The sequence below is a fragment of the Stenotrophomonas sp. S41 genome (assembly GCF_016624625.1).
Classification (GTDB): Bacteria; Pseudomonadota; Gammaproteobacteria; order Xanthomonadales; family Xanthomonadaceae; genus Stenotrophomonas.
This window is the reverse complement of the sequence record NZ_JACVTV010000013.1, coordinates 44,443-64,414: the sequence shown is the minus strand read 5'-3', so window position 1 is coordinate 64,414 and position 19,972 is coordinate 44,443. Positions and strand designations below refer to the sequence as shown.

The 19,972-nt window shown below is 67.0% G+C and carries 22 protein-coding genes; 12 read left to right on the top strand and 10 right to left on the bottom strand.

Translation table 11 applies throughout. The features are described from left to right. Positions 1-110: 110 nt before the first annotated feature. Positions 111-2,507, bottom strand: a complete 2,397-nt coding sequence (locus tag IAE56_RS05055; protein ID WP_200751715.1) for a DUF3772 domain-containing protein — start codon at positions 2,505-2,507, stop codon at positions 111-113. Positions 2,508-2,727: 220 nt separating this feature from the next. Further along, positions 2,728-2,976 carry a hypothetical protein gene (locus IAE56_RS05050; RefSeq protein WP_079223952.1) on the bottom strand — a complete coding sequence of 83 codons (249 nt, stop codon included), beginning with the start codon at positions 2,974-2,976 and terminating at the stop codon, positions 2,728-2,730. A 184-nt stretch (positions 2,977-3,160) separates the two neighbouring features. On the opposite strand from IAE56_RS05050, the gene IAE56_RS05045 reads away from it, so the two are divergent. The 3 genes from IAE56_RS05045 (at position 3,161) to IAE56_RS05035 (ending at position 5,506) form a co-directional block, all read left to right on the top strand. Further along, positions 3,161-3,655 carry a lipocalin family protein gene (locus IAE56_RS05045; protein ID WP_200751714.1) on the top strand — a complete coding sequence of 165 codons (495 nt, stop codon included), beginning with the start codon at positions 3,161-3,163 and terminating at the stop codon, positions 3,653-3,655. Positions 3,656-3,663: 8 nt separating this feature from the next. Further along, complete coding sequence (locus IAE56_RS05040; RefSeq protein WP_200751713.1) at positions 3,664-4,875, top strand: FAD-dependent oxidoreductase; 1,212 nt, start codon at positions 3,664-3,666, stop codon at positions 4,873-4,875. Positions 4,876-5,017: 142 nt separating this feature from the next. Continuing rightward, complete coding sequence (locus IAE56_RS05035) at positions 5,018-5,506, top strand: hypothetical protein (protein WP_108770283.1); 489 nt, start codon at positions 5,018-5,020, stop codon at positions 5,504-5,506. 86 nt (positions 5,507-5,592) lie between these two features. Here IAE56_RS05035 and IAE56_RS05030 read toward each other — a convergent pair whose 3' ends face one another. Next, positions 5,593-6,027, bottom strand: coding sequence for a PepSY domain-containing protein (locus tag IAE56_RS05030; RefSeq protein ID WP_200751712.1), 435 nt, complete (start codon positions 6,025-6,027; stop codon positions 5,593-5,595). A 151-nt stretch (positions 6,028-6,178) separates the two neighbouring features. Here IAE56_RS05030 and IAE56_RS05025 point away from each other — a divergent pair, with 151 nt between their 5' ends. Genes IAE56_RS05025 through IAE56_RS05015 form a run of 3 tightly spaced genes read left to right on the top strand, consistent with a single transcriptional unit; the run spans position 6,179 to position 8,444 of the window. Next, positions 6,179-6,469: a PepSY domain-containing protein gene (locus tag IAE56_RS05025; protein ID WP_108770770.1), complete on the top strand. Its 291-nt coding sequence runs from the start codon at positions 6,179-6,181 to the stop codon at positions 6,467-6,469. After that, complete coding sequence (locus IAE56_RS05020; protein ID WP_200751711.1) at positions 6,469-7,128, top strand: response regulator transcription factor; 660 nt, start codon at positions 6,469-6,471, stop codon at positions 7,126-7,128. Before IAE56_RS05025 ends, IAE56_RS05020 begins: the two co-directional genes overlap by 1 nt. Beyond that, the gene (locus IAE56_RS05015; RefSeq protein WP_200751710.1) at positions 7,125-8,444 is read left to right on the top strand and encodes a sensor histidine kinase; all 1,320 of its coding nucleotides are present in this window, start codon (positions 7,125-7,127) and stop codon (positions 8,442-8,444) included. The genes IAE56_RS05020 and IAE56_RS05015 overlap by 4 nt, the downstream gene beginning before the upstream one ends. A 157-nt stretch (positions 8,445-8,601) precedes the next feature. Here IAE56_RS05015 and IAE56_RS05010 read toward each other — a convergent pair whose 3' ends face one another. Next, positions 8,602-8,922, bottom strand: coding sequence for a DUF6122 family protein (locus IAE56_RS05010; protein ID WP_079223965.1), 321 nt, complete (start codon positions 8,920-8,922; stop codon positions 8,602-8,604). A 42-nt stretch (positions 8,923-8,964) separates the two neighbouring features. Beyond that, positions 8,965-10,854, bottom strand: coding sequence for an arginine decarboxylase (gene speA, locus IAE56_RS05005; protein WP_200751709.1), 1,890 nt, complete (start codon positions 10,852-10,854; stop codon positions 8,965-8,967). Positions 10,855-11,045: 191 nt separating this feature from the next. On the opposite strand from speA, the gene speE reads away from it, so the two are divergent. After that, positions 11,046-11,900: a polyamine aminopropyltransferase gene (gene speE / locus IAE56_RS05000; RefSeq protein WP_108770288.1), complete on the top strand. Its 855-nt coding sequence runs from the start codon at positions 11,046-11,048 to the stop codon at positions 11,898-11,900. A 149-nt stretch (positions 11,901-12,049) separates the two neighbouring features. On the opposite strand, the gene IAE56_RS04995 is transcribed toward speE, so the two are convergent. Continuing rightward, complete coding sequence (locus tag IAE56_RS04995; protein ID WP_174208738.1) at positions 12,050-12,955, bottom strand: aspartyl/asparaginyl beta-hydroxylase domain-containing protein; 906 nt, start codon at positions 12,953-12,955, stop codon at positions 12,050-12,052. Between the two features lie 222 nt (positions 12,956-13,177). Between IAE56_RS04995 and IAE56_RS04990 the strand changes: the two genes are divergently transcribed. After that, the gene (locus IAE56_RS04990) at positions 13,178-14,149 is read left to right on the top strand and encodes an alpha/beta hydrolase (RefSeq protein ID WP_200751708.1); all 972 of its coding nucleotides are present in this window, start codon (positions 13,178-13,180) and stop codon (positions 14,147-14,149) included. A gap of 190 nt (positions 14,150-14,339) precedes the next feature. Continuing rightward, a complete protein-coding gene (locus IAE56_RS04985; protein WP_116862549.1) occupies positions 14,340-14,999 on the top strand; it encodes an RIO1 family regulatory kinase/ATPase in 660 nt (219 codons plus the stop codon). Between the two features lie 137 nt (positions 15,000-15,136). Here IAE56_RS04985 and IAE56_RS04980 read toward each other — a convergent pair whose 3' ends face one another. After that, positions 15,137-15,475 carry a P-II family nitrogen regulator gene (locus tag IAE56_RS04980; protein WP_079223976.1) on the bottom strand — a complete coding sequence of 113 codons (339 nt, stop codon included), beginning with the start codon at positions 15,473-15,475 and terminating at the stop codon, positions 15,137-15,139. Positions 15,476-15,608: 133 nt separating this feature from the next. Between IAE56_RS04980 and IAE56_RS04975 the strand changes: the two genes are divergently transcribed. Beyond that, on the top strand, positions 15,609-15,863 hold the full coding sequence (locus IAE56_RS04975) for an accessory factor UbiK family protein (RefSeq protein ID WP_108770291.1): 255 nt from the start codon (positions 15,609-15,611) through the stop codon (positions 15,861-15,863). Between the two features lie 123 nt (positions 15,864-15,986). Here the strand turns inward: IAE56_RS04975 and IAE56_RS04970 are convergent, their stop codons facing one another. The 3 genes from IAE56_RS04970 to IAE56_RS04960 all read right to left on the bottom strand — a co-directional run bounded on the left by IAE56_RS04970 (position 15,987) and on the right by IAE56_RS04960 (position 18,763). After that, positions 15,987-17,222 carry an FtsX-like permease family protein gene (locus IAE56_RS04970; protein WP_200751706.1) on the bottom strand — a complete coding sequence of 412 codons (1,236 nt, stop codon included), beginning with the start codon at positions 17,220-17,222 and terminating at the stop codon, positions 15,987-15,989. Next, a complete protein-coding gene (locus IAE56_RS04965) occupies positions 17,219-18,511 on the bottom strand; it encodes an ABC transporter permease (RefSeq protein WP_200751705.1) in 1,293 nt (430 codons plus the stop codon). The genes IAE56_RS04970 and IAE56_RS04965 overlap by 4 nt, the downstream gene beginning before the upstream one ends. Before the next feature lie 72 nt (positions 18,512-18,583). Further along, positions 18,584-18,763, bottom strand: a complete 180-nt coding sequence (locus IAE56_RS04960) for a hypothetical protein (RefSeq protein ID WP_164074200.1) — start codon at positions 18,761-18,763, stop codon at positions 18,584-18,586. A 417-nt stretch (positions 18,764-19,180) separates the two neighbouring features. On the opposite strand from IAE56_RS04960, the gene IAE56_RS04955 reads away from it, so the two are divergent. Together IAE56_RS04955 and IAE56_RS04950 are read left to right on the top strand one after the other, a co-directional pair. Continuing rightward, positions 19,181-19,627 (top strand): hypothetical protein, encoded by a 447-nt coding sequence (locus tag IAE56_RS04955; protein ID WP_200751704.1) that lies wholly within the window; start codon positions 19,181-19,183, stop codon positions 19,625-19,627. Continuing rightward, positions 19,624-19,956, top strand: coding sequence for a hypothetical protein (locus tag IAE56_RS04950; protein ID WP_200751703.1), 333 nt, complete (start codon positions 19,624-19,626; stop codon positions 19,954-19,956). The genes IAE56_RS04955 and IAE56_RS04950 overlap by 4 nt, the downstream gene beginning before the upstream one ends. The last annotated feature ends 16 nt before the right edge of the window (positions 19,957-19,972 follow it).

The window sequence follows — 19,972 nt, the reverse complement described above, 5'->3', positions numbered from 1 at the left end:
CGTCCCCCTCAACCGGACCCACCCCGCCATCCCACGGATAGCCAGCTTTTGACGTTGACGTTGACGTTGATTCAGCAGGTGCAGGGCTGCAAGCCCTGCAGAAAAACCCACTACTCCGGCGGGGTGTCGCGTACCAGATGGATGTCGGTCGGGGTCGACAGCGGGATGTCCCGCTCGGCCAGTATCTGCAGCAGGCTGAAATACAGATCGCTTCGCGTGCCATACACCTGCCGCGGGCTCGCCACGTAGGCGAAGCTGTTGAACGTGATCTGGCCACCGGCAATGCTGTCGATGAACACCGACGGCGCCGGCTGCTGCAGCACCGCCTGGTGCGCGCCATAGGCATCCAGCAGCGCCTGCTTCAGGCCCGCCACATCGGTGCTGGTCGGCACCGCGAACTGGATCTGGATGCGGCCCTGGTTGTTGCCCATCGTCATGTTGCGGATGGTCTTGGTTATCAGCTCCGAGTTCGGCACGATCAGCGTCGACTTGTCGCCCACCTGGATCTCGGTCGAACGCACGTTGATGCGGCGGATGTCGCCTTCCTGGTCACCCAGCTTCACCCAGTCGCCGATCTTCACTGGCCGCTCGGCCAGCAGGATCAGGCCCGAGACGAAGTTCTGGATGATCGCCTGCAGGCCGAAACCAATACCCACCGACAGCGCGCTGGCCAGCAGCGCCAGGTTCTTCATGTCCAGGCCCATCGCGGTCAGGGCCCACAGGCCCACCAGGATGATGCCGACGTAACCGGAGATGGTGCTGATCGAGTTGCGCGCGCCCAGGTCCAGTTCGGTCTTGGGCAGGTAGGTGTCGGTCAGCCAGCGCTGCATCAGCTGGGTCAGGCCCACGCCGATCAGCAGCACCAGCACACCGGTGGCGATGCGGCCGGGCTGCAGCGTCAGGTCCTTGTTGATCGTGATGCCGTTGGCCAGCGCAGCGATGCGCTCGACGATGGTGCCGACGTTGCCGAACGGCGCGGCCAGGGCCAGCAGCGCGATCAGCACCACCAGGGTGCGCAGCATCGCCGACAGCAGCACGCCGGCCTGCTCCAGCCGCGATACGCTCAGGCCGGTGCTCAGCAGGATGGTCTGGCCGACCTTGCTGTCGGCGTTGAGCAGCCAGGTGCAGAGGTCATCGACGAACTTGAACAGCAGCAGCGCCGCCAGCACCACGATGCTGCCGCCGATCAGCTGCTGGTTCACGAACTTGGCGAAATTCACGTAGCCCAGCAGGGTGGCGATGATCGCAGCGGTGACGGCGAGGTTGCCGGCCACGCGGGCCAGCACCAGCCAGCTGCTGCGACGCACCGGTACCGCCGCGCCCACGCCATCGGCCTGCGCCTCCAGCTTGGCCTCGGCTTCGGCAGTCTGGCGGCGGTGCAGGCGCGACAAGGTGACCAGCATGGCCATGATCAGGCCGAGGTAGGTCAGCGCGATCACGCCGTCCAGCGCCACCGTGGTCACATCGCTGGTGCGCGTGGCCTGGTCGATGGCCACCAGCACCGTGCTGAACCAGGCCAGCGCGGCCGCACCCCAGGCGTACTTGCGCAGCTTCAGCGCGGCGGTGTCATCCAGGTTCAACAGGCGCCACGAGGGCCGCGTGGGCACCAGCAGGCAGGCGCTGAGCGCGGCGATGAAGGCGGCAGCGAAGCTGGCCGCCTCCACGCCGTCGGCGACGTTCTGCAGGCGCGGCGCGATACCGCCGATGGCATTGAGCGAGGCGATGAACACCACCACCGCATAGCCCGGCAGCAACGTGCCGACCAGCAGCAGCCACATGGCCAGGCCGGAGCGGCGCAGGCGACCATCGGGCGCGCGCTCGGAGGCGGCGAAGCGGCGGCCCAGCGCGCGCAGCCACAGGCGCAGCGGGAACATCATCACCAGCGCGGCCAGCAGGCCCAGCAGCGGCGTGCCCCAGCCTTCCTTGTCCAGGGCGGCCACCAGGGCATCGCGGCCCTGCGCAGCCAGCGGCGTAACCCGGGCGATATCCACCGGCAGCTGCTTGGCGACCTTGCGCCACAGCGCGGGCGACAGCGGCGAATCGACCTTCTGGCCCAGTTCCTCGGTGCGCTGCGCGGTGCGCTGCTTCTCGATATCGTTGGCCAGCTGGCCGGCGCGCACGGCGCTGGCCTTGGCCTGCGCAACCGAAGCCGCCAGCGCATCACGCTGGCGGGTCAGGTTGCGGCGCTGCGTCGCCAGCTCGGGCAGCTCGGTGGTGCCCTCCGGCGCCGTGCCCAGCTGGGCCAACTGCTCGGTCAATTGGTCCAGCTGCGGCTGCAGGCTCTTGTCCAGCGCCTCGGCATCGCGGCGCACCTGCGATGCGGTCTCGGACAGCATCGCCAGCGTTTCGGTGGCCTCGGCGGAATCGCGCTTGCGCTCCACGTCCTTCAGGCTGGCATCGAACTGGGCCAGCTGCTGCTTCGGCGTCGGGTCGTCGTCCTGGGCCAGCACCGGCGCGGCCAGCAGCAGCGCACCACACAACAGCAGCGCCAGCGACGGGCCACGCATCAGGATCGTTCGGAAGAAGGAAAGCAAGCCAGCCACACCGGTTCGCGCGGACCACCGCGCCTGCGCGCGACTATACGGCACGGCTGGTAAAGGCCGGATGGACGGCTACGCCAACACCAACCGGGGTAGAGTCGACCGTTGGTCGACTACCGCGCGCAGCGCGGGATTTTCAGCGCGTCCCGCAAAGGGCAGTCGACCAACGGTCGACTCTACCCAGCCCTCAGTACTTCAACCGCAGCTCTTCCACCTGCGGCTGCTGCAGCGCGTACCAGTCCTGGAATTCCTCTTCGCTGATCTCATCCGGCGCATACACCGCAATGGGGTGCCAGTCGTGGTCGGTCGGCAGCGGCTGGCGCGGGCCCGCGCGCAGGCTGTAGCTGACGCCCTCGTAATCCACCACGTCGTCCACCTGCGGCCACTGCTCGCGGGCAAACGCGGTTTCACTCTTCAACAGGATCACCTGGTACATCGGCACCTCCACTTCGCTTGTATGGGGAAAAAACCCGGCGCTGGCGCAAGGATAGCGCTGCACCGGTGATGGCTGCGCCGCCGCGCGGGCGACGCATTGTTCTGGACGTGGACCTCGCCCCGGCTTCACCTGCCCATGGCGAGCCCGACGGCATGGTGGAGGTCCGTTCCCGAACCGCCTGTCCATGACCGACCACCCGCCGCTGAAGACCGTCGCCGACCTCAAGCTGCCCCGCTACCTGGGCACCTGGTACGAGATCGCCCGCCTGCCCATGCGCCACGAGCCGGAGGGCTGCACCGACGTGTCGGCGCACTACAGCCTGCTCGACAACGGCAACGTGCAGGTGCACAACCGCTGCCGCATGGACGGCGAGGTGGAGGAAGCCATCGGTGAAGCCAGCCCGGTGGACAATGACAGCGCGCGCCTGGCCGTGAGCTTCCTGCCCAAGGGCCTGCGCTGGCTGCCCTTCACCAAGGGCGACTACTGGGTGGTGCAGGTGGCCCCGGACTACAGCGTTGCCCTGGTTGGCAGCCCCGACCGGAAATTCCTGTGGCTGCTGGCCCGCGAACCGCAGCTGGATGCCACCGTGCGCGACCATTATCTGGCCACGGCCCAGCAGCAGGGCTTCGATCTGTCCGAACTGATCCACACCCCGCACACCGGCAACCCGACGGCCTGAGCCCCCCCATGGACCTGAAGAGCGGTTATCCCTGGTGGGCCGTGAGCAATGGGCTGATCCAGGCCTTCCCGCCGCTGCAGCAGGACCTGCGTTGCGATGTGCTGGTGGTGGGCGGCGGTGTCACCGCCGCGTTGATTGCCGATGAGCTGTCCGGCCACGGCCACGAGGTCGCGGTGATCGAGCAGCGCGACATCGGCTGGGGCAGCACCGCCGCCAGCACCGCCCTGCTGCAGTACGAGATCGACACCCACCTGCTGGACCTGGCCCGCCAGTACGGCACTGATGCTGCGGAACTGGCCTACCGCGCCTGCGCCGAGGCCATCCCGGCCCTGGGCGAAGTGGCGCGCGGGCTGAAGAACGTCGATTTCCAGCGCATGGACAGCCTCTATCTGGCCAGCCGCCATCGCGACGTGCCGGTGCTGATGGCCGAGGGTGCCGCACGCCGCCAGGCCGGACTGGACGCCCGCTGGCTGCAGCCGGACGACCTGCAGCAGCGCTTCGGCGTGGACGCCGGTGGCGCGCTGCTGACCCGCCAGGCCGCGCGGGTCGATCCCTACTGCCTCACCTATGGCCTGCTCAAGCGCGTGCGGCGCCGCGGCGGCCATGTGCATGACCGCACGGTGCTGCACAGCCTGGAGGCCACCTCGCGCAGCGTGACCGCACGTACCGAGGCGGGGGCCACCATCCGTGCGCGCCACGTCGTGCTCGCGATGGGCTACGCCAACCAGCGCTGGATCGACCAGCGGGTGGCGCGCAACCGCAGCAGCTACGCGTTCATCACCGACCCCATCGATGCCGACGTGCTGGGCCCGCTGCAGCGCACGATGGTGTGGGAAAGCGCCCGCCCCTACCTGTACCTGCGGGCCACCGGCGAGGGCCGGCTGCTGGTGGGTGGTCTGGACGATGCCATCGACATCCCGGCGCGCCGCGACCGGCGGGTGGAGGGCAAGGCGAAGCAGCTGATGAAGCAGCTGCAGCACTGGTTCCCGCAGCTGGACCCGACCCCGGCATTTTCCTGGGCGGGCACCTTTGCCGAGACCGCCGACGGCCTGCCGTTCTTCGGCCCGCACCCGCAGTGGGGGCCGCGCGTGCACCTGGCCATGGCCTACGGCGGCAACGGCATCACCTATTCGATGATCGGTGCCGGGCTGCTGCGGGCGCGGATCGAGCGGCGCCGGCACCCGCTGCAGGATCTTTTCGGGTTCGACCGGGTGTCGTAGAGTCGAGCTTGCTCGACTGGATTACGCGCAGTCGAGCAAGCTCGACTCTACGGGCCAGCGACAGGCATCATTCAAGCAACGCCTGTTAGCGTCGGCCTGTACCGCCGCGCGTGGCGCGGTCCCTGCCCGTTGGAGCATCGCGATGATCCGTCCCCTGACCCTGCTGCTGTGCCTGGCCAGCCTGCCCGGGACCGTGCTTGCCCAGTCCGCTGCGGGCGCCACGGCGCCGCAGTCGCCCGGCCTGGACCTGTCCGTGCCGCAGGCACCGATGCGTTATCTCAACGACCCGACCGTGCAGCAGGACCCGCCGGGCACCTACTACGGTGACAAGAGCGGCCCGCGCGTGCACGACGACGCCCGCATCGCCGACGTGACCGACGACAAGCTGAAGGTGTCCGGCAGCTTCACCACCGGCATCGGTTATTCGAAGGGCTACGGCAACTCTCACTACAACGCCGCCACGCTCAACCTCAGCAAGAACTACACCACCGATGAAGGCAAGACCCACGGGGTCAACGTCAACATCCATGTCAGCGAAGGCAAGGGCCCGGGCTTCGGCCCGTATGGTGGTGGTTTCTATGGCGGCGGTGGCCCGGGTTACTGGGATTACCCGCCGCCGTACGGCTGGTAAGCAGCTCCCGCTGCGCTCGCCGGGCATGGCCCGGCGCTACCGCCAGTACCCGCGCTTGCCGGCCAGCGGCCGGCACTACCCGCAGGTCAATCCAGCCAGCCATCGCGCTCGCTGTGCAGGATCCGCCCGTCATAGCCGCTCAGGCGCACTTCCACGCGCTGGTTGCGGGCGTTGCGCGCTTCCAGCGACCAGGTCGCGCCATCGCGTTCCAGCGAATGGATCTCGCGCAGACCGTGCGCCTGCGCCTTGGCCAGTACCTGATCGGTGCCCAGCAGCGCGCGGCCATCGTGCTCGTCGAAGATCTCGCCGGTCTTCGGGTCGACATACACCTCGCTGAAGCGACCATCGGCACGGCTGACATCGGCTTCCCACAGGCCATCATCGCGCTCGATCTCGTGGATCTGGGTGTAGCCGGCCTTGCGCAGGGTCTGCTCGACCTGGGCCATGCCCAGCGGGGCCGCCTGCACGGCGGGGGCGAAGGCCAGGGCGGCGACGGTGGCGAGGGTGAGCGACTTCAACATGGGGGTTCTCCTGTTCGATGCCGGACCATCCCGGCACCGCCACGATGCCGGGCGCGGTTAACAGCCCCTTAGCCGGCATTGTTAGCCAATGGTTAGCCGCAACCGGCACACTCGCGCCATCCTCCCCGCATGGCTGCCCTCCCCCGTGATGCTGCTGCTCGCCCTGCCCCTGCTGCTGGCCCTGGCCAGCCCCGCGACCGCCGCCCGGCCTGCCCAGGATCCGGCGCAGGATGTCGCGCGCCGGGCCGTGCAGCAGGGTCGCTACGTCGCGCTGGAAGGCGTGGTGCGCGATGCGCTCAAGCGGCACCCGGGCCAGCTGCTGGAAGTGGAACTGGACGATGGCGTGTATGAAGTCGAGATCCTGCGCGCCGACGGCGTGGTGGTGGAGCTGGACTATGATGCGCGCAACGGCAGGCTGCTGAAGACGGAGCTGGACGACTGATGCGCATCCTGCTGGCCGAGGACGATGCGGCGCTGGCACAGCGCCTGCAGCCGCTGCTGGAACAGGCCGGTTACGTGGTGCAGACCGTGGCCGATGGCCGCCAGGCCGAAGAGATCGGCCAGATCGAGGATCTGCAGGCCGCCATCGTCGACCTCGGCCTGCCCGGGCTGGATGGCCTGAGCGTGATCGAGCGCTGGCGCAGCAACGGCCGCAGCTTCCCGGTGCTGGTGCTGACCGCGCGCGGGCGCTGGCACGACAAGCTGGCCGGCTTCGATGCCGGCGCCGATGACTACCTGACCAAACCCTTCCAGGCCGATGAACTGGTGCTGCGCCTGCGCGCCCTGATCCGTCGCAGCCGTGGCCATGCCAGCCCACGCCTGCAGTGCGGCCCTTTGCAGCTGGACGTCAACGCCGGGCGCTTCGAACTGGACGGCCAGGCCCTGGCACTCAGCCCGCAGGAATTCCGCCTGCTCAGCTGCTTCATCCACCACAGCGGCCAGGTGATCGGCCGCGACCGCCTGGGCGAACAGCTGTTCGATGGCGGCCTCGACCCGGATTCGAATGCGCTGGACGTGCTGCTCGGGCGCGTGCGCCGCAAGCTCGGCAGCGACCTGATCCAGACGGTGCGCGGCCAGGGCTGGCGGCTGGCCGCGCCGTGAGCGGGCAACCCTCGCTGCGCCGCCGCCTGCTGCTGGCCGGTGGCATCGGCCTGCTGCTGGTTTCGCTGCTGGCCAGCGCGCTGCTGGGCGAACTGTTCAAGCGCAGCGCGCGCGACCGCCTGGACCATGAGCTGCAGCAGGATCTGCTGACCCTGGTTGCACAGATGGAAACCACGCCTGACGGGCAGCTGCAGCTGCGCCAGGAGCCCAACGATGCGCGCTTCCAGCGGGTGTTTTCCGGTGCGTACTGGCAGATTGCCAACCGCCAAGGCGAGGTGCTGCTGCAGTCGCGCTCGCTGTGGGATGAAACCCTGCCGGCCGCGGCAGCCGGCGATGCCACCCGCGACCTGCCCGGCCCGCTGCAGCAGGCGCTGCGTGCGCGCGAGCAGGAAGTGCGCCTGCCACGCGCCACCGAGGCGTATCGGGTGACCGTGGCCACCGACCGCAGCGCGCTGGATGCCGATGTGGCGGCCTTCCGCCAGCGCACCGCGCTGGCGCTGGGCGTGCTGGTGGCGGTCTGGCTGGCGGTGCTGGCCAGCCAGGTGCAGTTCGGCCTGCGCCCGCTGCGGCGCCTGGCCCATCAGCTTGAACGCGTGCGGCGCGGGCAGGCCCAGCGCATCGACACCGATGGCCTGGGCAGCGAGATCGTGCCGCTGGGCGAGGAGCTCAACGCCCTGCTCGAGCACCAGCAGCGGATGGTCGCGCGTGCGCGCACCAGTGCCGAAGACCTGGCCCATGCATTGAAGACGCCGCTGAGCGTGCTGGCCGCCGAGGCCGATGGCGACGGGACGGAATGGCGCACGACCGTGCGCGAACAGGGGGCGCGCATGCAGGCCAGTGTCGACCGCTACCTGGCGGTGGGCCTGGCCGCGGATCATCGCCAGCGCACCGGCGTGGCGCCGGTGGCGCAGGCGTTGTGCGGGCTGATGACCCGTGTGCACGGCGAGCGCGGCGTGGTGTTCGGTGCGGAGGGCATCGACGCGGCCCTGCAGTTTGCCGGTGCGCGTGCGGACCTGGAGGAAATGCTGGGCAACCTGCTGGACAACGCCGGCAAATGGGCACGGCAGCAGGTGTCGATCACCGCGGCGATTAAGGAAGGGCAGCTGCGCATTGATGTGCGCGACGACGGCCCCGGCCTGGCCCCCGATGCGCTGGCGCAGGTCACCCAGCGCGGTGTGCGCCTGGATGAGCGCGAAGGCAGCAGCGGACTGGGCCTGGCGATCGTGGGAGACATCGCCGCCAGCTACGGCGGGCGGCTGGTGCTGGAGAACGCCGAGCCGGGGTTGCGTGCGACGGTGTGGTTGCCGGTGGGGTGACCTGCCGTTGCGCTCGCCGGGCATGGCCCGGCGGTGCACAGCCGGGGTCGGATCCCTTGCGCAATGCGCAAGGGCTCTGACCCCATCCAGGCACCGCGCATCCACGCATGGCGTGGATCTACTACGGGCATTGCCCGGCGGTGCACGATATCCACCGTCAGCGGTGATGCATCCACCAGCAGTCGATGGCATCCAGCGCGATGTGGATCATCAAACCAATGCCCACCAGCCGCGTTTTCTTCGGCACGCACAGCCCCGCATACACGGCAATCGCCGGTGCGGTGTGCAAGGGGTGGAAGCCGATGCTGCAGCGGTTCGGCGCGTAGATCGGGTCGGCCAGCAGATGGTCGAGGTCGATGATCCAGCCCAGCAGCAACAGCAGCCAGGCCGAAGCAAACCGCTTGCGCCAGAACAGCCATGCCAGCAGGGCTGGCACGGCGGCATGCAGGAACAGATGGAAGATCGCGCGCGCGCTCATCGGCGTCGGTTGCGCCGGGTCATCCCCGGCGCACCGCAGACATCACGCCAGCGGTTCGTCGGACAGGTAGGTGTAACCGGTCAGGCCCGCTTCCAGCGCCTGCGACAGTTCCTGCGCACGTTCCGGCGACAGCTCGGCCGCGGCCACGCGCTCGGCATAGGCCGCGCGCAGGTCGTCCAGCTTGTAGCCCACGTAGTCCAGCATCACGTCGGTGGTGTCACCGCGGCGCTGCTGGGTGATCGCGTAGCCATCGGCATCGGCCACCACTTCCACGGCATCGGTATCGCCGAACAGGTTGTGGATGTCGCCCAGGATTTCCTGGTAGGCACCGACCATGAAGAAACCGATGCGGTAGCTCTCGCCGTGCTTCATCGCGTGCAGCGGCAGCGAGGTGTCCAGGCTCTCGTTCTCGACATAGGTCTTCACCATGCCGTCCGAGTCGCAGGTCATGTCGGCGATGATGCCGCGACGGTCCGGGGTCTCGTTCAGGCGCTCGATCGGCACGATCGGGAACACCTGGTCGATCGCCCACGCATCGGGAATCGATTCGAACACGCTGAAGTTGACGAAGTACTTGTCGACCAGGCGCTCGTTCAGTTCGTCCAGCGCCGGGCGGTGGCTCTTCTCGTCGTAGCTCAGGCGCGCACGCACACCGTGGGCGATGGCGTAGAACAGATCGTCGATGCGCGCACGCTGCGGCAGGTCGATCTGGCCCAGCGCGTAGCTGGCCAGGCCTTCGGCGTGGAAGTGCTGCGCTTCCTGGAACAGTTCCACGGCCGGGCGGGTGTCCAGTTCCTCATGGATCTCGCGCAGGTGGCGGATCGAGGCCGGCTCGTCGTCGTGCTGGTCCGGCACGCGACCTTCCTGCGCCTGCTCCACTTCAGAGACGTTGGCGATCAGCACCGCGTGGTGCGCGGTCATCGCGCGGCCGCACTCGGTGACGATGCGCGGCGGGGTCAGGCCGTGTTCTTCGCAGGCATTGGCCAGCGGCTGCACGATGTTGCTGGCGTACGAATTCAGCCCGTAGTTGATCGAGCAGAAGCTGCGCGAACGGGTGCCTTCGTAATCCACGCCCAGGCCGCCGCCCACGTCCACGTGGGTGATCTTCGCGCCCAGCTGTGACAGCTCGACGAAATAGCGGGTGGCTTCGCGCATGCCGTTGGCGATGTCGCGCACGTTGGAGATCTGCGACCCCATGTGGAAGTGCAGCAGGTTCAGGCAGTCGGCGTATTCGGTATCGCGCAGCGACTTCCACAGGTCCAGCAGCTGGCGCGGGGACAGCCCGAACTTTGCCTTGTCGCCACCGCTGTTCTGCCACTTGCCGGCGCCCAGCGAGGCCAGGCGCATGCGCACGCCCAGGCCCGGCTTCACGTCCAGCGCCTTGGATTCCTCCAGCACCAGCTTCAGCTCGGACGGCTTCTCGATGACGATGAAGGTCTGCAGGCCCAGCTTGCGGCCGATCAGGGCCAGGCGGATGTACTCGCGGTCCTTGTAGCCGTTGCACACGATCAGGCCACCCGGGCGCGACAGCGCCAGCACGGCCATCAGCTCGGGCTTGCTGCCCGCTTCCAGGCCGAAGCCTTCACCGTGGTGGCTGGCCAGGGTGCCGGCCACGCCGCGGTGCTGGTTCACCTTGATCGGGTACACGGCGGTGTAGCCGCCCGGGTATTCCCAGTCCTGCTGGGCCTGGGCGAACGCCGCCTGCAGCTTGCCCAGGCGCTGGCCGAGGATGTCCGGGAAGCGCACCAGCAGCGGCAGCTTGGCGCCGCCGGCACGAGCCGCGTCCACCACCTTGGGCAGCGACACCACCGGGCCGTCTGCCCCGGTCGGTCTCACCACCATGTGCCCGGCCTGATCCACATCGAAATAACCATCCGCCCAATGCGGGATCGAGTAGGTCTTGCGGGCTTGGTCGAGGGACCAATCGGTCATTGCAGTCGGCCTTGTTGGCAATAAAAGGGGGGGCATGATAACGCCTATATGCCCACAGGTTCGTTATCATGCGCGCCCGCGCCCGTGGCAGGTCTGAACCTGAACGGGCCGATCCGTCCGGATGTGGCATCTGTGCCACGCGGCCCCGCCCGCCAGCCCGGCTTCAACCCTCCGAACAGGACCGTAATCCAATGACTGACAGCAGCAACTGGTACATCGAACACTTCGAACGCACTGGCTCGGCCATCGGCTTCCGCATCACCGGCAAGCTGGACGAGGTGCAGTCGCCGTTCCAGAAGATCGAGATCTTCCAGACCACCGACTGGGGCAACCTGATGACCATCGACGGGGCCATCATGCTGACCAGCAAGGACAACTTCTTCTACCACGAGATGATCAGCCACCCGGTGCTGTTCACCCACGCCGCGCCCAAGCGCGTGGTCATCATCGGTGGCGGCGACTGCGGCACCCTGCGCGAAGTGCTCAAGCACAAGGGCGTGGAGAGCGTGACCCAGTGCGATATCGACGAGCAGGTCACCGTGATGGCGCGCAAGCACTTCCCGGAGCTGTGCGATTCCAACGATGACACCCGCGCCGAACTGCTGTTCGACGACGGCGTGGCCTACATGGCCAACTGCCCGGCCGGCAGCGTGGACGTGGTGATCGTCGATTCGACCGACCCGGTCGGCCCCGGCGAAGGCCTGTTCAACAAGGCGTTCTACGAGAGCTGCTTCAAGGCCCTGAAGGACGACGGCATCCTGGTGCAGCAGTCCGAATCGCCGCTGATGCAGCTGGAGCTGATCAACGAGATGCGCACCGAGATGGGCAAGGCCGGCTTCGGCTCGTTCAAGACCCTGCCGTTCCCGCAGCCGTGCTACCCCACCGGCTGGTGGAGCGTGACCATGGCGCGCAAGGGCGAGAGCGGCTTCGACTTCCGCCAGGCCGACTCGGCTGCCAAGACCTTCAACACCCTGTACTACACCGCCGCGCTGCACACCGGCGTGCTGGTGACCCCGCCGTTCGTGGCATCAGCCCTCAAGGGCTGATGGCAAGGTGTGCCGACCAACGGTCGGCACCTACCGGGGCTAATGCGTGCCGACCAACGGTCGGCACCCACCAATGAAAAACCCGCGCTGGCGACAGCGCGGGTTTTTCGTGTCCCGGTAGCGCCGGGCCATGCCCGGCGAACGTTCAATCAGATCGCCCAGATACCCGCAATCACCGCCACCACCAGGCCCCACTTGATGACCTGGTAGGCCACCACGCTGCGCTCGCGCAGGGCCTTGGCCTTCAGGCGCACCTTGTACACGCCACCGAAGGCCTTGTTGACGCCACCGGTCGGGTCACCCGGCAGGTTCGGCGAGGCACCGCCGGCCAGCAGCGTGGACGCCACCGCGCGGTTGAACAGGCCCGGCAGGCCGAAGCGCAGCGGGCGGGCGATATCGCAGAACAGGATCACGCGGTCCTGGTCGGTCTCGTTGTGCGCGTGGTGGATGTAGGTCTCGTCGAACATCATCCACTCGCCATCGCGCCAGCTCTTCTTCACCCCGTCCACCACGATGTAGCAGCCATCGTCGTTGGGCGTGCTCAGGCCCAGGTGCAGACGCAGCGAACCGGCGAAGGGATCGCGGTGCGGGCGCAGTTCGCTGCCCGGCGGCAGCTGCGCGAACATCGCCGCGCGCACGTCGGGAATCGATTCGATCAGGGCCACGGTCTTCGGGCACATCGCCTTGGCCGACGGGTGCGACGGGCCGTACCACTTCAGGTAGAAGCGCTTCCAGCCACGGCGGAAGAACGAATTGAAGCCGGCATCGTTGTAGCTGCTGGAGGCGGCGATCTTCTGCGCATCGCGCAGCGCCAGCGCCTCGTCGCGGATCACCTGCCAGTTCTGCCGCAGCGGCTCGAGCTGCGGGAGCTCCTTGCCCGGGTCCAGGAACGGCGTGGTCGGCACCTTCGAGAACAGATACATGATGACGTTGATCGGGGCCATGAAGCTGGAGTGGTCCAGCAACTGGCGCGACCAGCGCGCGCGGACCTTGCCGCGGTAATGGATGTACAGCACGCAGGCCACGAACAGCGCTGCCAGGACAATCTTGATGATCAAAACACTTTCCTCCAGCGGGCGCCGGACAGGGAAACGAACGATGCGGCCGCGCGGCCTGCACCAGGGGAGACGCGGCAGGGGACGGGGACGTGCCGGGTGGGGGCGGCCGCCGATGTCGCGGGTTAACAGCTTATGGTCCGCAGCCGCTGCGCCGGGGTCAAGTTACCCGTGCGCCCTGTTCAGCATCACGTAGCTGAACAACCGGCCTACGCTGCCCGGATGCCTGCCCGCGACCCCGCCCCCTACCCTGCCCTCAGCGCCCGCTACGCGGATTTCTTCCCGGACCAGCCCGCCGCCATGCCGCGCAGCGAGGCCTTCCAGTGGGCGGGGGGTTCGCTGCAGCTGGACCGCCACGGCCCGGCCGATGCCGACGCGACCGTGCTGCTGGTGCACGGCGCCGGCGGCTACGGGCGCATGTTCGCCCCGCTGGCTGCCGGCCTGGCCCACGCCGGGCATGAAGTGCTGGCGCCGGACCTGCCCGGCTACGGCCTGAGCGTCGCCCCCTGGAAGGCCATCGACTACGGCGTGTGGAAGCAGGCCCTGCTGGCCCTGATCGACGCCGAGCACCAGCGCCGGCCGCGCCCGATCGTGCTGCTCGGCGCCAGCATCGGCGGCTACCTGGCCTACTTGGTCGCTGCCGAATCGCCGTGGGTGCGAGGCCTGGTGGCCACCACCCTGGCCGACCCGCGCGATCCCGTGGTACAGGCCGCGCTGGTGCGCCAGCCGTGGATGCGCGCCCTGCTGCCCACGCTGCGGCCCCTCAGCCACCTCACCCGCGGCCTGCGCGTGCCGGTGCGCTGGTTCACCCACATGCAGCGCATGTCGCGCGACCCGGCCCTGACCGCGCTGGTCTGCGCCGACCCGCTGGGCGGCGGCAACCGCGTGCCGCTGGGGCTGATGGCCTCGCTGTTCGACACCGCCCCGGCGCTGGAACCCGAGCAGTTCCAGCGCTGCCCGGTACTGATGCTGCACCCGGCCTGCGACGACTGGACCCCGGTGGCGATCAGCGACCGCTTCTTCCAGCGGCTGGCCGCGCCCAGGCAGCGGGTGCTGCTGGATGCCTGCGGCCACTTCCCCATCGAGCAGCCTGGCCTGGACCAGCTGCGCGACGCACTGCTGCCGTTCGTGCAGCGCATTGCCGGCCAATTTGCAGGCAAACCATTGAATGAAAAGGCCCGAAGCGCTAAGTGAGACGAAATTGTCCGATCAGGCGCGACGAACTGTTCCAGCCACGACCCCGACATTTCTCCGACAAAACGTGGATTAGCGAACTCGGCGGTACTAAAATTCACTTAACGAAAGTTTAGCTACCTCCCCCCAGTCGTACCGGTTCGCTTGACGCTCCAGCGCCACCCACCGGGTCGTCGTCCGAGACCCCGCCATGACTTCCACTGTTTCCCCCTCCCCGTCCTGCGGCGATGACGCCGTGGCCCCGCTGCTGCTCAAGCGCGGTGAACGTTTCCTCGCCCCCGATGTGTACCGCACCTGCCTGGACGGCCGTCCGGCGGTGGTGAAGGACTACTCCCGCTACCGCGGCACGCCGGTTTCGCTGATCGCGCGCCTCATGGTGCGCCGCGAAGCGCGGATCCTGCAGCGCCTGGGTGGCTGGAAGCACGCCCCGGCCCTGCTCGGCACCCTCGGCGGCCTCGCCCTGGGCATGGAATTCATTCCCGGGCAGACGCTCAGCACCGCGCAGGCGGTGGGCAATGAAGTGTTCGACCAGCTGCAGCATGCGCTCAGCCGCCTGCACGCGGCCGGCATCACCCACAACGACCTGCACGGCACCAACGTGGTGGTGAGTGGTGGCGTGCCGGTGCTGCTGGACTTCACCTCGGCCTGGCGCGCCCCGCGCTGGCTGCGCCGCAACCCGCTCAGCCGGCAGATGCGCCGCAGCGACATGAAGAACCTGCTGAAGATCCGCCAGCGCGTGACCGGCCAGGCGCCGAGCGCCGCGCAGGCGGCCCTGGTGGCCGACCCGGGCTGGGTCGCGGCCGTGCGCCAGGGCTGGAAGCGGTTCTACAAGTGGGCGAAGCAGCGCTAAGCGCTGCTGCCGTGCGTGATGGCGGGGTAGAGTCGACCGCTGGTCGACTGCCCTTCCATTCGCGCCAGAAATGCCCGCGCTGCGCGCGATCGTCGACTACGTGATAGTCGACTAACAGTCGACTCTACAAAAACGGATTACAGCGCGTCCGCGTCCAGCTCGCCGGTACGAATGCGCACCACGCTGCCCAGGTCGTACACGAACACCTTGCCGTCGCCGATCTTGCCGGTGCCCGCGGCCTTCACGATCGCCTCGACCACCAGTTCCACCTGGTCATCGGTCACCGCCACTTCCAGCTTCACCTTCGGCAGGAAGTCGACCACGTACTCGGCGCCACGGTACAGCTCGGTATGGCCCTTCTGCCGGCCAAAGCCCTTCACCTCGGTCACCGTAATACCGGTGACCCCACGCTCGGCCAGCGCTTCGCGCACGTCGTCGAGCTTGAACGGCTTGATTACCGCCATGACCATCTTCATCGTCGATCTCCTGTATTCCGGCGTGGAGGATAGCGCCTGAACGCGCCCGGCGCGAAACCGCCGCCGCCTGTGCGGGCGCGCGGCCCGCAAGTATCCTTATGCAGGAACGGCCTGCCAGGCCACGGAGTCCCCCATGATCGACCTGAACCACCTCGATGACCTTGCCCGCCGCCTGAGCGACCTGGTCCCGCCGGGCCTGCGCGAATCGCGCGAGGAACTGCAGGCCACCTTCAAGACCGCGCTGCAGGCCGGCCTGGCCAAGCTGGACCTGGTGACCCGCGAGGAGTTTGAAGTGCAGCGCGCGGTGCTGTTGAAGACGCGCGAGAAGCTGGATGCACTGGAAGCGACTGTGCGTGAGCTGGAGGGGCGGGATTCAGCCCAGGGCTGAGGATCCAAGGTGCGATGCATGGTCGTCGGCAATCTCCCATAGCCGAGCGACCGTCGTGTCATGAAGTGAGCCAGTGACACCAAGCCACAACCCAAGCACCATGCTCTTCTCCTAGACGCGCGGTCATCGCTGGCGAAACGCCAGGGCGGGATCAACCTTGGCCGCGCCCAAAGCGGGAATCAGAGCGGCGATCTGGCAACTCAGCAACGTCAGTCCCGCACCCAGCGCCACCGAAGCGGCGCTTACTGCAGCCATCTCCAGCTGGAGCGCAAGAAGACGGTTCGCCGCTACGGCCAACCCTGCACCCAGGATCACGCCAAGCCCTGCAACAACGGCACTCTCCACCGCAAAGAGGGCCACCACGTCACGTCGGGATGCCCCGAGAGCGCGCCGGATGGCAATCGACCGCTGTCTGGCAGAGACCCAGTAGTGGCTCATTCCGAACACCCCCAGCGCTGAAGAAGCGGTCACAACAACAACCACTGCCAGCAACACATTTGACCTGGATGCGTCCTTGGCGAAGTGCGCTGTCCTGAGCTCGGCAACGGAGCGAACCGGCTCCTGTACAAAGCCAGGCATGGACGAGGACAGGGCGCGAATCACGGCCCGCTTCGCCTCCAGATCAAATGGCACGCTCAGCCGGACGGCATACAGCCCCCCGATACTCTCGGTATCGATCTTCACTTCCGAGATCACGGCCTCGTAGTCGCTGGCATCACCGGTGGATGCGCTCCTGAAGTCTGCCGTGATACCCACGACCCGCAGGGTCAGTGGATAGCTGCCCCACACCTCGGTATGGACCATCTTTCCCAGAGCGTCGCCGGCAGGGAAAAGACGCTTGGCGAGACTGCGGGTGACGACCGCAGGTACGGCCAACGTGCTGTTGGGCTCAAGTACGTCCTCTACGGCAGGTGCCTGCAGGCTCCCCAGCGCAACGCCCTGGACAACTGACGTACCCAGTACGCTCGCGAGCTGCTCGCTTCCAAAGTAGATATACGGGTGCCCTGACGCATCGCGGTTGGACTTCTCCAGCCGCACCGACCCACGCTCCACCGCGAAAGGGACCGGGCCGATTGCTGCGGCGCTGATACCTGGCACATCCCGCAGTGCACGCAGCCCAGCGCCCGAACTGGTTGCGGCATCTTCGAAGCCGATGACGCCTATGTTCTGCACTACGGCGATACGGGCCTCGCTCAGGCCGGACTCGGCATCGATGCGTTCCGAAGCCTCCAGAACAATCGTGGATATGTTTGCAAGCACCGCCATGGAAACTGAGATCTGAAGCACCATGAGCGCGACTACGGTGAAGTGCTTCGACACCGTTCTCAGCGTCGTCATCAGCGCGTGAACCACCGTCATGGTACTTCCCCCATGCGCAACGATACGAACCGCTGGCTGGCTCTCCACAGCGGAATCGACGCCGACAGAAGTGCAGACATCGCCGCGATCAGGGGGCACAGGGCCACGTACCACCACGCAATCGAAAGGTGCGATGCATACGCACTTGAGAGATCCTGCACGACCCGGAATCCGAGGAGGACCATTGGAATGGAGACGAGTCCTCCGGCGGCCCCCAGCACGGCTGAATGAACGGCGAGCTGCCTGACGATGTCTCCACGGGTTGCGCCAAGCGACCGGCGAATGGCGATCTCCCTGGATCGCCCCACGAAGCCAGCCAGAAAGAGGCCGGCGGCATTCACGAGGCAGATGACCAGGACACCGGCTGCGAAGCACAGCTGTGTACTGACTTCATCGGGAAGTACGTCATTGATCGCCAGCCACTCCTTGAGCGGTGCAACGCGGGAGAACACGTCAGTGGCTCTGCCTGAATCGACCTGCGCCAGCCCATAGCGGTGCAGCGCACTGCTGAATGCGCCGATCGCCTGCGTGTCGATCAGCTGGACCCATAGCTGCAGCCAAGCGCACGATGCGCTCTCCGGATCCTCAGGGACACCGTCGCGACAGGACATCGCGCCCATGCCGTAGTCCTTTGGCAGCGCACGCCATGCCGCCAGCGGGATGTAGAGACGTTCGCTCTCCGCGTAGGCACCGCCTCGAAGATCGTGGAATCGTGGAATGGGATTCCAGTCCTCCACCACGCCGACGATGGAGAAGCTCCGCGTGGCCAGCTCGATCTGTCTGCCCACCGCAGATTCCGATCCGAACAGTTCCCTGGAGAGTGATCGCGAGATCACTGCAACGCGCGCTCCATTCTGGTCATCATCGGATCGCCAGAAGGCCCCGGAGAGCACCTTCAGGTCGAACAGGGAATGCGCATCTGACGTAAAACCTCGAACGGCAATCATGCCGAGCGGCCGATCCGTTCCCATGGGCCTGTAGGGAAGCCAGGATGATGACGTTGCGACGCTCGGGACGCCGGTGAGCCGAGTGATCTCCTGCACATCGTGGAGCGACAGCACAGGCAGCGGCCGGGCAGAGCTGGATCGGGCGGCATCATCCCGCAGATCAAGCTCCACGTGATAGAGAGAATGACTGATGCTGGGTGCGGGGTCGCCCCCGAGACCGATCCGGATCAGCAGCATCGTGGCAAACGCGCTTATGCCTGTCGCCACGGCGAGCACGATCAGGATGCTGAGAAGTTTCGATCTATGGATGCCGGATAGTGCGAGTTCCAACGCGTATCGCATGCGCTCCTCTCCTTGGTACGCTGGAAGAGATGCGCCGCCGCAAGGGCGGCACATCAAGTGCAAGTCTCAGGATCACTTGCATGCACAGCCGGAAACGCAATTCCCGCTGTTTACCTTGCAGACCGCGCCGGCAGCCTGGACGCCCCCAGCGCCCAGCATTTCCAGAGCGCGCGGATCACGCACTTCGCAAAGGCCGTTCTCGTCATAGACGAACGGGTGATTGGTTTCAGCGGTCTGTCTGATCTCTTTCATAACCTCTCCTTGGCGCTGCGATGTGCCCGACGAGCCCAGCGGCTCGTGGGGATCTGCCGATGTACGGCAAATTCGATGCCCGCGGCCTCATGCGGGTTGAGTTCGTTTCTTCCACTCCACCCTTCGCTCTGCCAATAGATTCTTGCTATCGACGGCATCCGAGCCTGTCGCAATCGCGGGAATCAGTTGATACGCCAGCGCTTCATCATCTGCGTGGCACAGCAGGCGGCTCTTGCTCTCTGCGTGCCCATGAGATGCATTTGATGCCTATGACGTCATGCAGGAAGCGGATTGCCCCGTGATCGACCTGGGTCCCTCTCAGCGGGAAGCACGACCCACATCCCCTTCTTCCGTGATAGCGTCTGAACGACCACACCGGGCACCGGACGCCCCTCGATCCCGACAGGAGTCACGATCATGTTTCGATGCTGTGCGTTGTTGTTCGCGCTGGCCCTGCCCAGCGCCGCTGTAGCCGCAGACGGCCTGGACCCTGCAGCCACCGAGCGCTGCGTGGCCTGGATGAAGGAACGCCCATCCAGCGCACCGGCCGAGGTACGCACGGTCGCGCCCGATACGCTTTGTGCCGACTTCACCAGCAGCCTGACCAGCGAAAGCCGCGATGCCTTCCTCACGCAGATGGCGAACACCCCTGCAGGCATCACGCCGCAGGTGATCGTTCGCTCGCTGGGCGGCGACGTCGAGCTGGGCATGGACATGGGCGATGCGATTCTTGATCGCAAGGCCAGCGTCCATGCCTATCAGGTATGCGTGTCGTCCTGCGCCAACTACCTGTTCCTGCGCGCACGCGCCACGTCATGGCCGACAGCGTCGTGCTGTTTCATGGCGGCATCGTGCCCCGCATGAAGAAGTTGCCCGACGTCACCGCCGAAGGCAGGCAACGCCTGCAGCGCAACATCGAACGGCAGGATGCATTCCTGCGCCGCGCGTCAATCTATCCGCAGCTGTTCGAATGGATGGACCGGCTCAACCAGCCCAATCTCATTGTCATGCGGCACTGCTCCACCGACCGCAAGATCACCTTGATGCAGCTCTCTGATGCGGTACTGGCCGGCATCGGCGCGCCGGTGTCGAGCAACGAAGGCCCGCAGGGCCAGGAAGCGGTGGATGCACTGGTGGCGCGCTACGGGCCGGCGATGGCGGTGTGCTACTGGGACCACCCGGTAAAGCTCTGACCTGCTCTCCCTCGAT

Coding starts and splice junctions, on each gene's coding strand:
- IAE56_RS05055 (WP_200751715.1), bottom strand. CDS start 2,507: ATGCGTGGCCCGTCGCTGGCGCTGCTGTTGTGTGGTGCGCTGCTGCTG.
- IAE56_RS05050 (WP_079223952.1), bottom strand. CDS start 2,976: ATGTACCAGGTGATCCTGTTGAAGAGTGAAACCGCGTTTGCCCGCGAG.
- IAE56_RS05045 (WP_200751714.1), top strand. CDS start 3,161: ATGACCGACCACCCGCCGCTGAAGACCGTCGCCGACCTCAAGCTGCCC.
- IAE56_RS05040 (WP_200751713.1), top strand. CDS start 3,664: ATGGACCTGAAGAGCGGTTATCCCTGGTGGGCCGTGAGCAATGGGCTG.
- IAE56_RS05035 (WP_108770283.1), top strand. CDS start 5,018: ATGATCCGTCCCCTGACCCTGCTGCTGTGCCTGGCCAGCCTGCCCGGG.
- IAE56_RS05030 (WP_200751712.1), bottom strand. CDS start 6,027: ATGTTGAAGTCGCTCACCCTCGCCACCGTCGCCGCCCTGGCCTTCGCC.
- IAE56_RS05020 (WP_200751711.1), top strand. CDS start 6,469: ATGCGCATCCTGCTGGCCGAGGACGATGCGGCGCTGGCACAGCGCCTG.
- IAE56_RS05010 (WP_079223965.1), bottom strand. CDS start 8,922: ATGAGCGCGCGCGCGATCTTCCATCTGTTCCTGCATGCCGCCGTGCCA.
- speA (WP_200751709.1), bottom strand. CDS start 10,854: ATGACCGATTGGTCCCTCGACCAAGCCCGCAAGACCTACTCGATCCCG.
- speE (WP_108770288.1), top strand. CDS start 11,046: ATGACTGACAGCAGCAACTGGTACATCGAACACTTCGAACGCACTGGC.
- IAE56_RS04990 (WP_200751708.1), top strand. CDS start 13,178: ATGCCTGCCCGCGACCCCGCCCCCTACCCTGCCCTCAGCGCCCGCTAC.
- IAE56_RS04985 (WP_116862549.1), top strand. CDS start 14,340: ATGACTTCCACTGTTTCCCCCTCCCCGTCCTGCGGCGATGACGCCGTG.
- IAE56_RS04980 (WP_079223976.1), bottom strand. CDS start 15,475: ATGAAGATGGTCATGGCGGTAATCAAGCCGTTCAAGCTCGACGACGTG.
- IAE56_RS04975 (WP_108770291.1), top strand. CDS start 15,609: ATGATCGACCTGAACCACCTCGATGACCTTGCCCGCCGCCTGAGCGAC.
- IAE56_RS04970 (WP_200751706.1), bottom strand. CDS start 17,222: ATGACGGTGGTTCACGCGCTGATGACGACGCTGAGAACGGTGTCGAAG.
- IAE56_RS04965 (WP_200751705.1), bottom strand. CDS start 18,511: ATGCGATACGCGTTGGAACTCGCACTATCCGGCATCCATAGATCGAAA.
- IAE56_RS04960 (WP_164074200.1), bottom strand. CDS start 18,763: ATGAAAGAGATCAGACAGACCGCTGAAACCAATCACCCGTTCGTCTAT.
- IAE56_RS04955 (WP_200751704.1), top strand. CDS start 19,181: ATGTTTCGATGCTGTGCGTTGTTGTTCGCGCTGGCCCTGCCCAGCGCC.
- IAE56_RS04950 (WP_200751703.1), top strand. CDS start 19,624: ATGAAGAAGTTGCCCGACGTCACCGCCGAAGGCAGGCAACGCCTGCAG.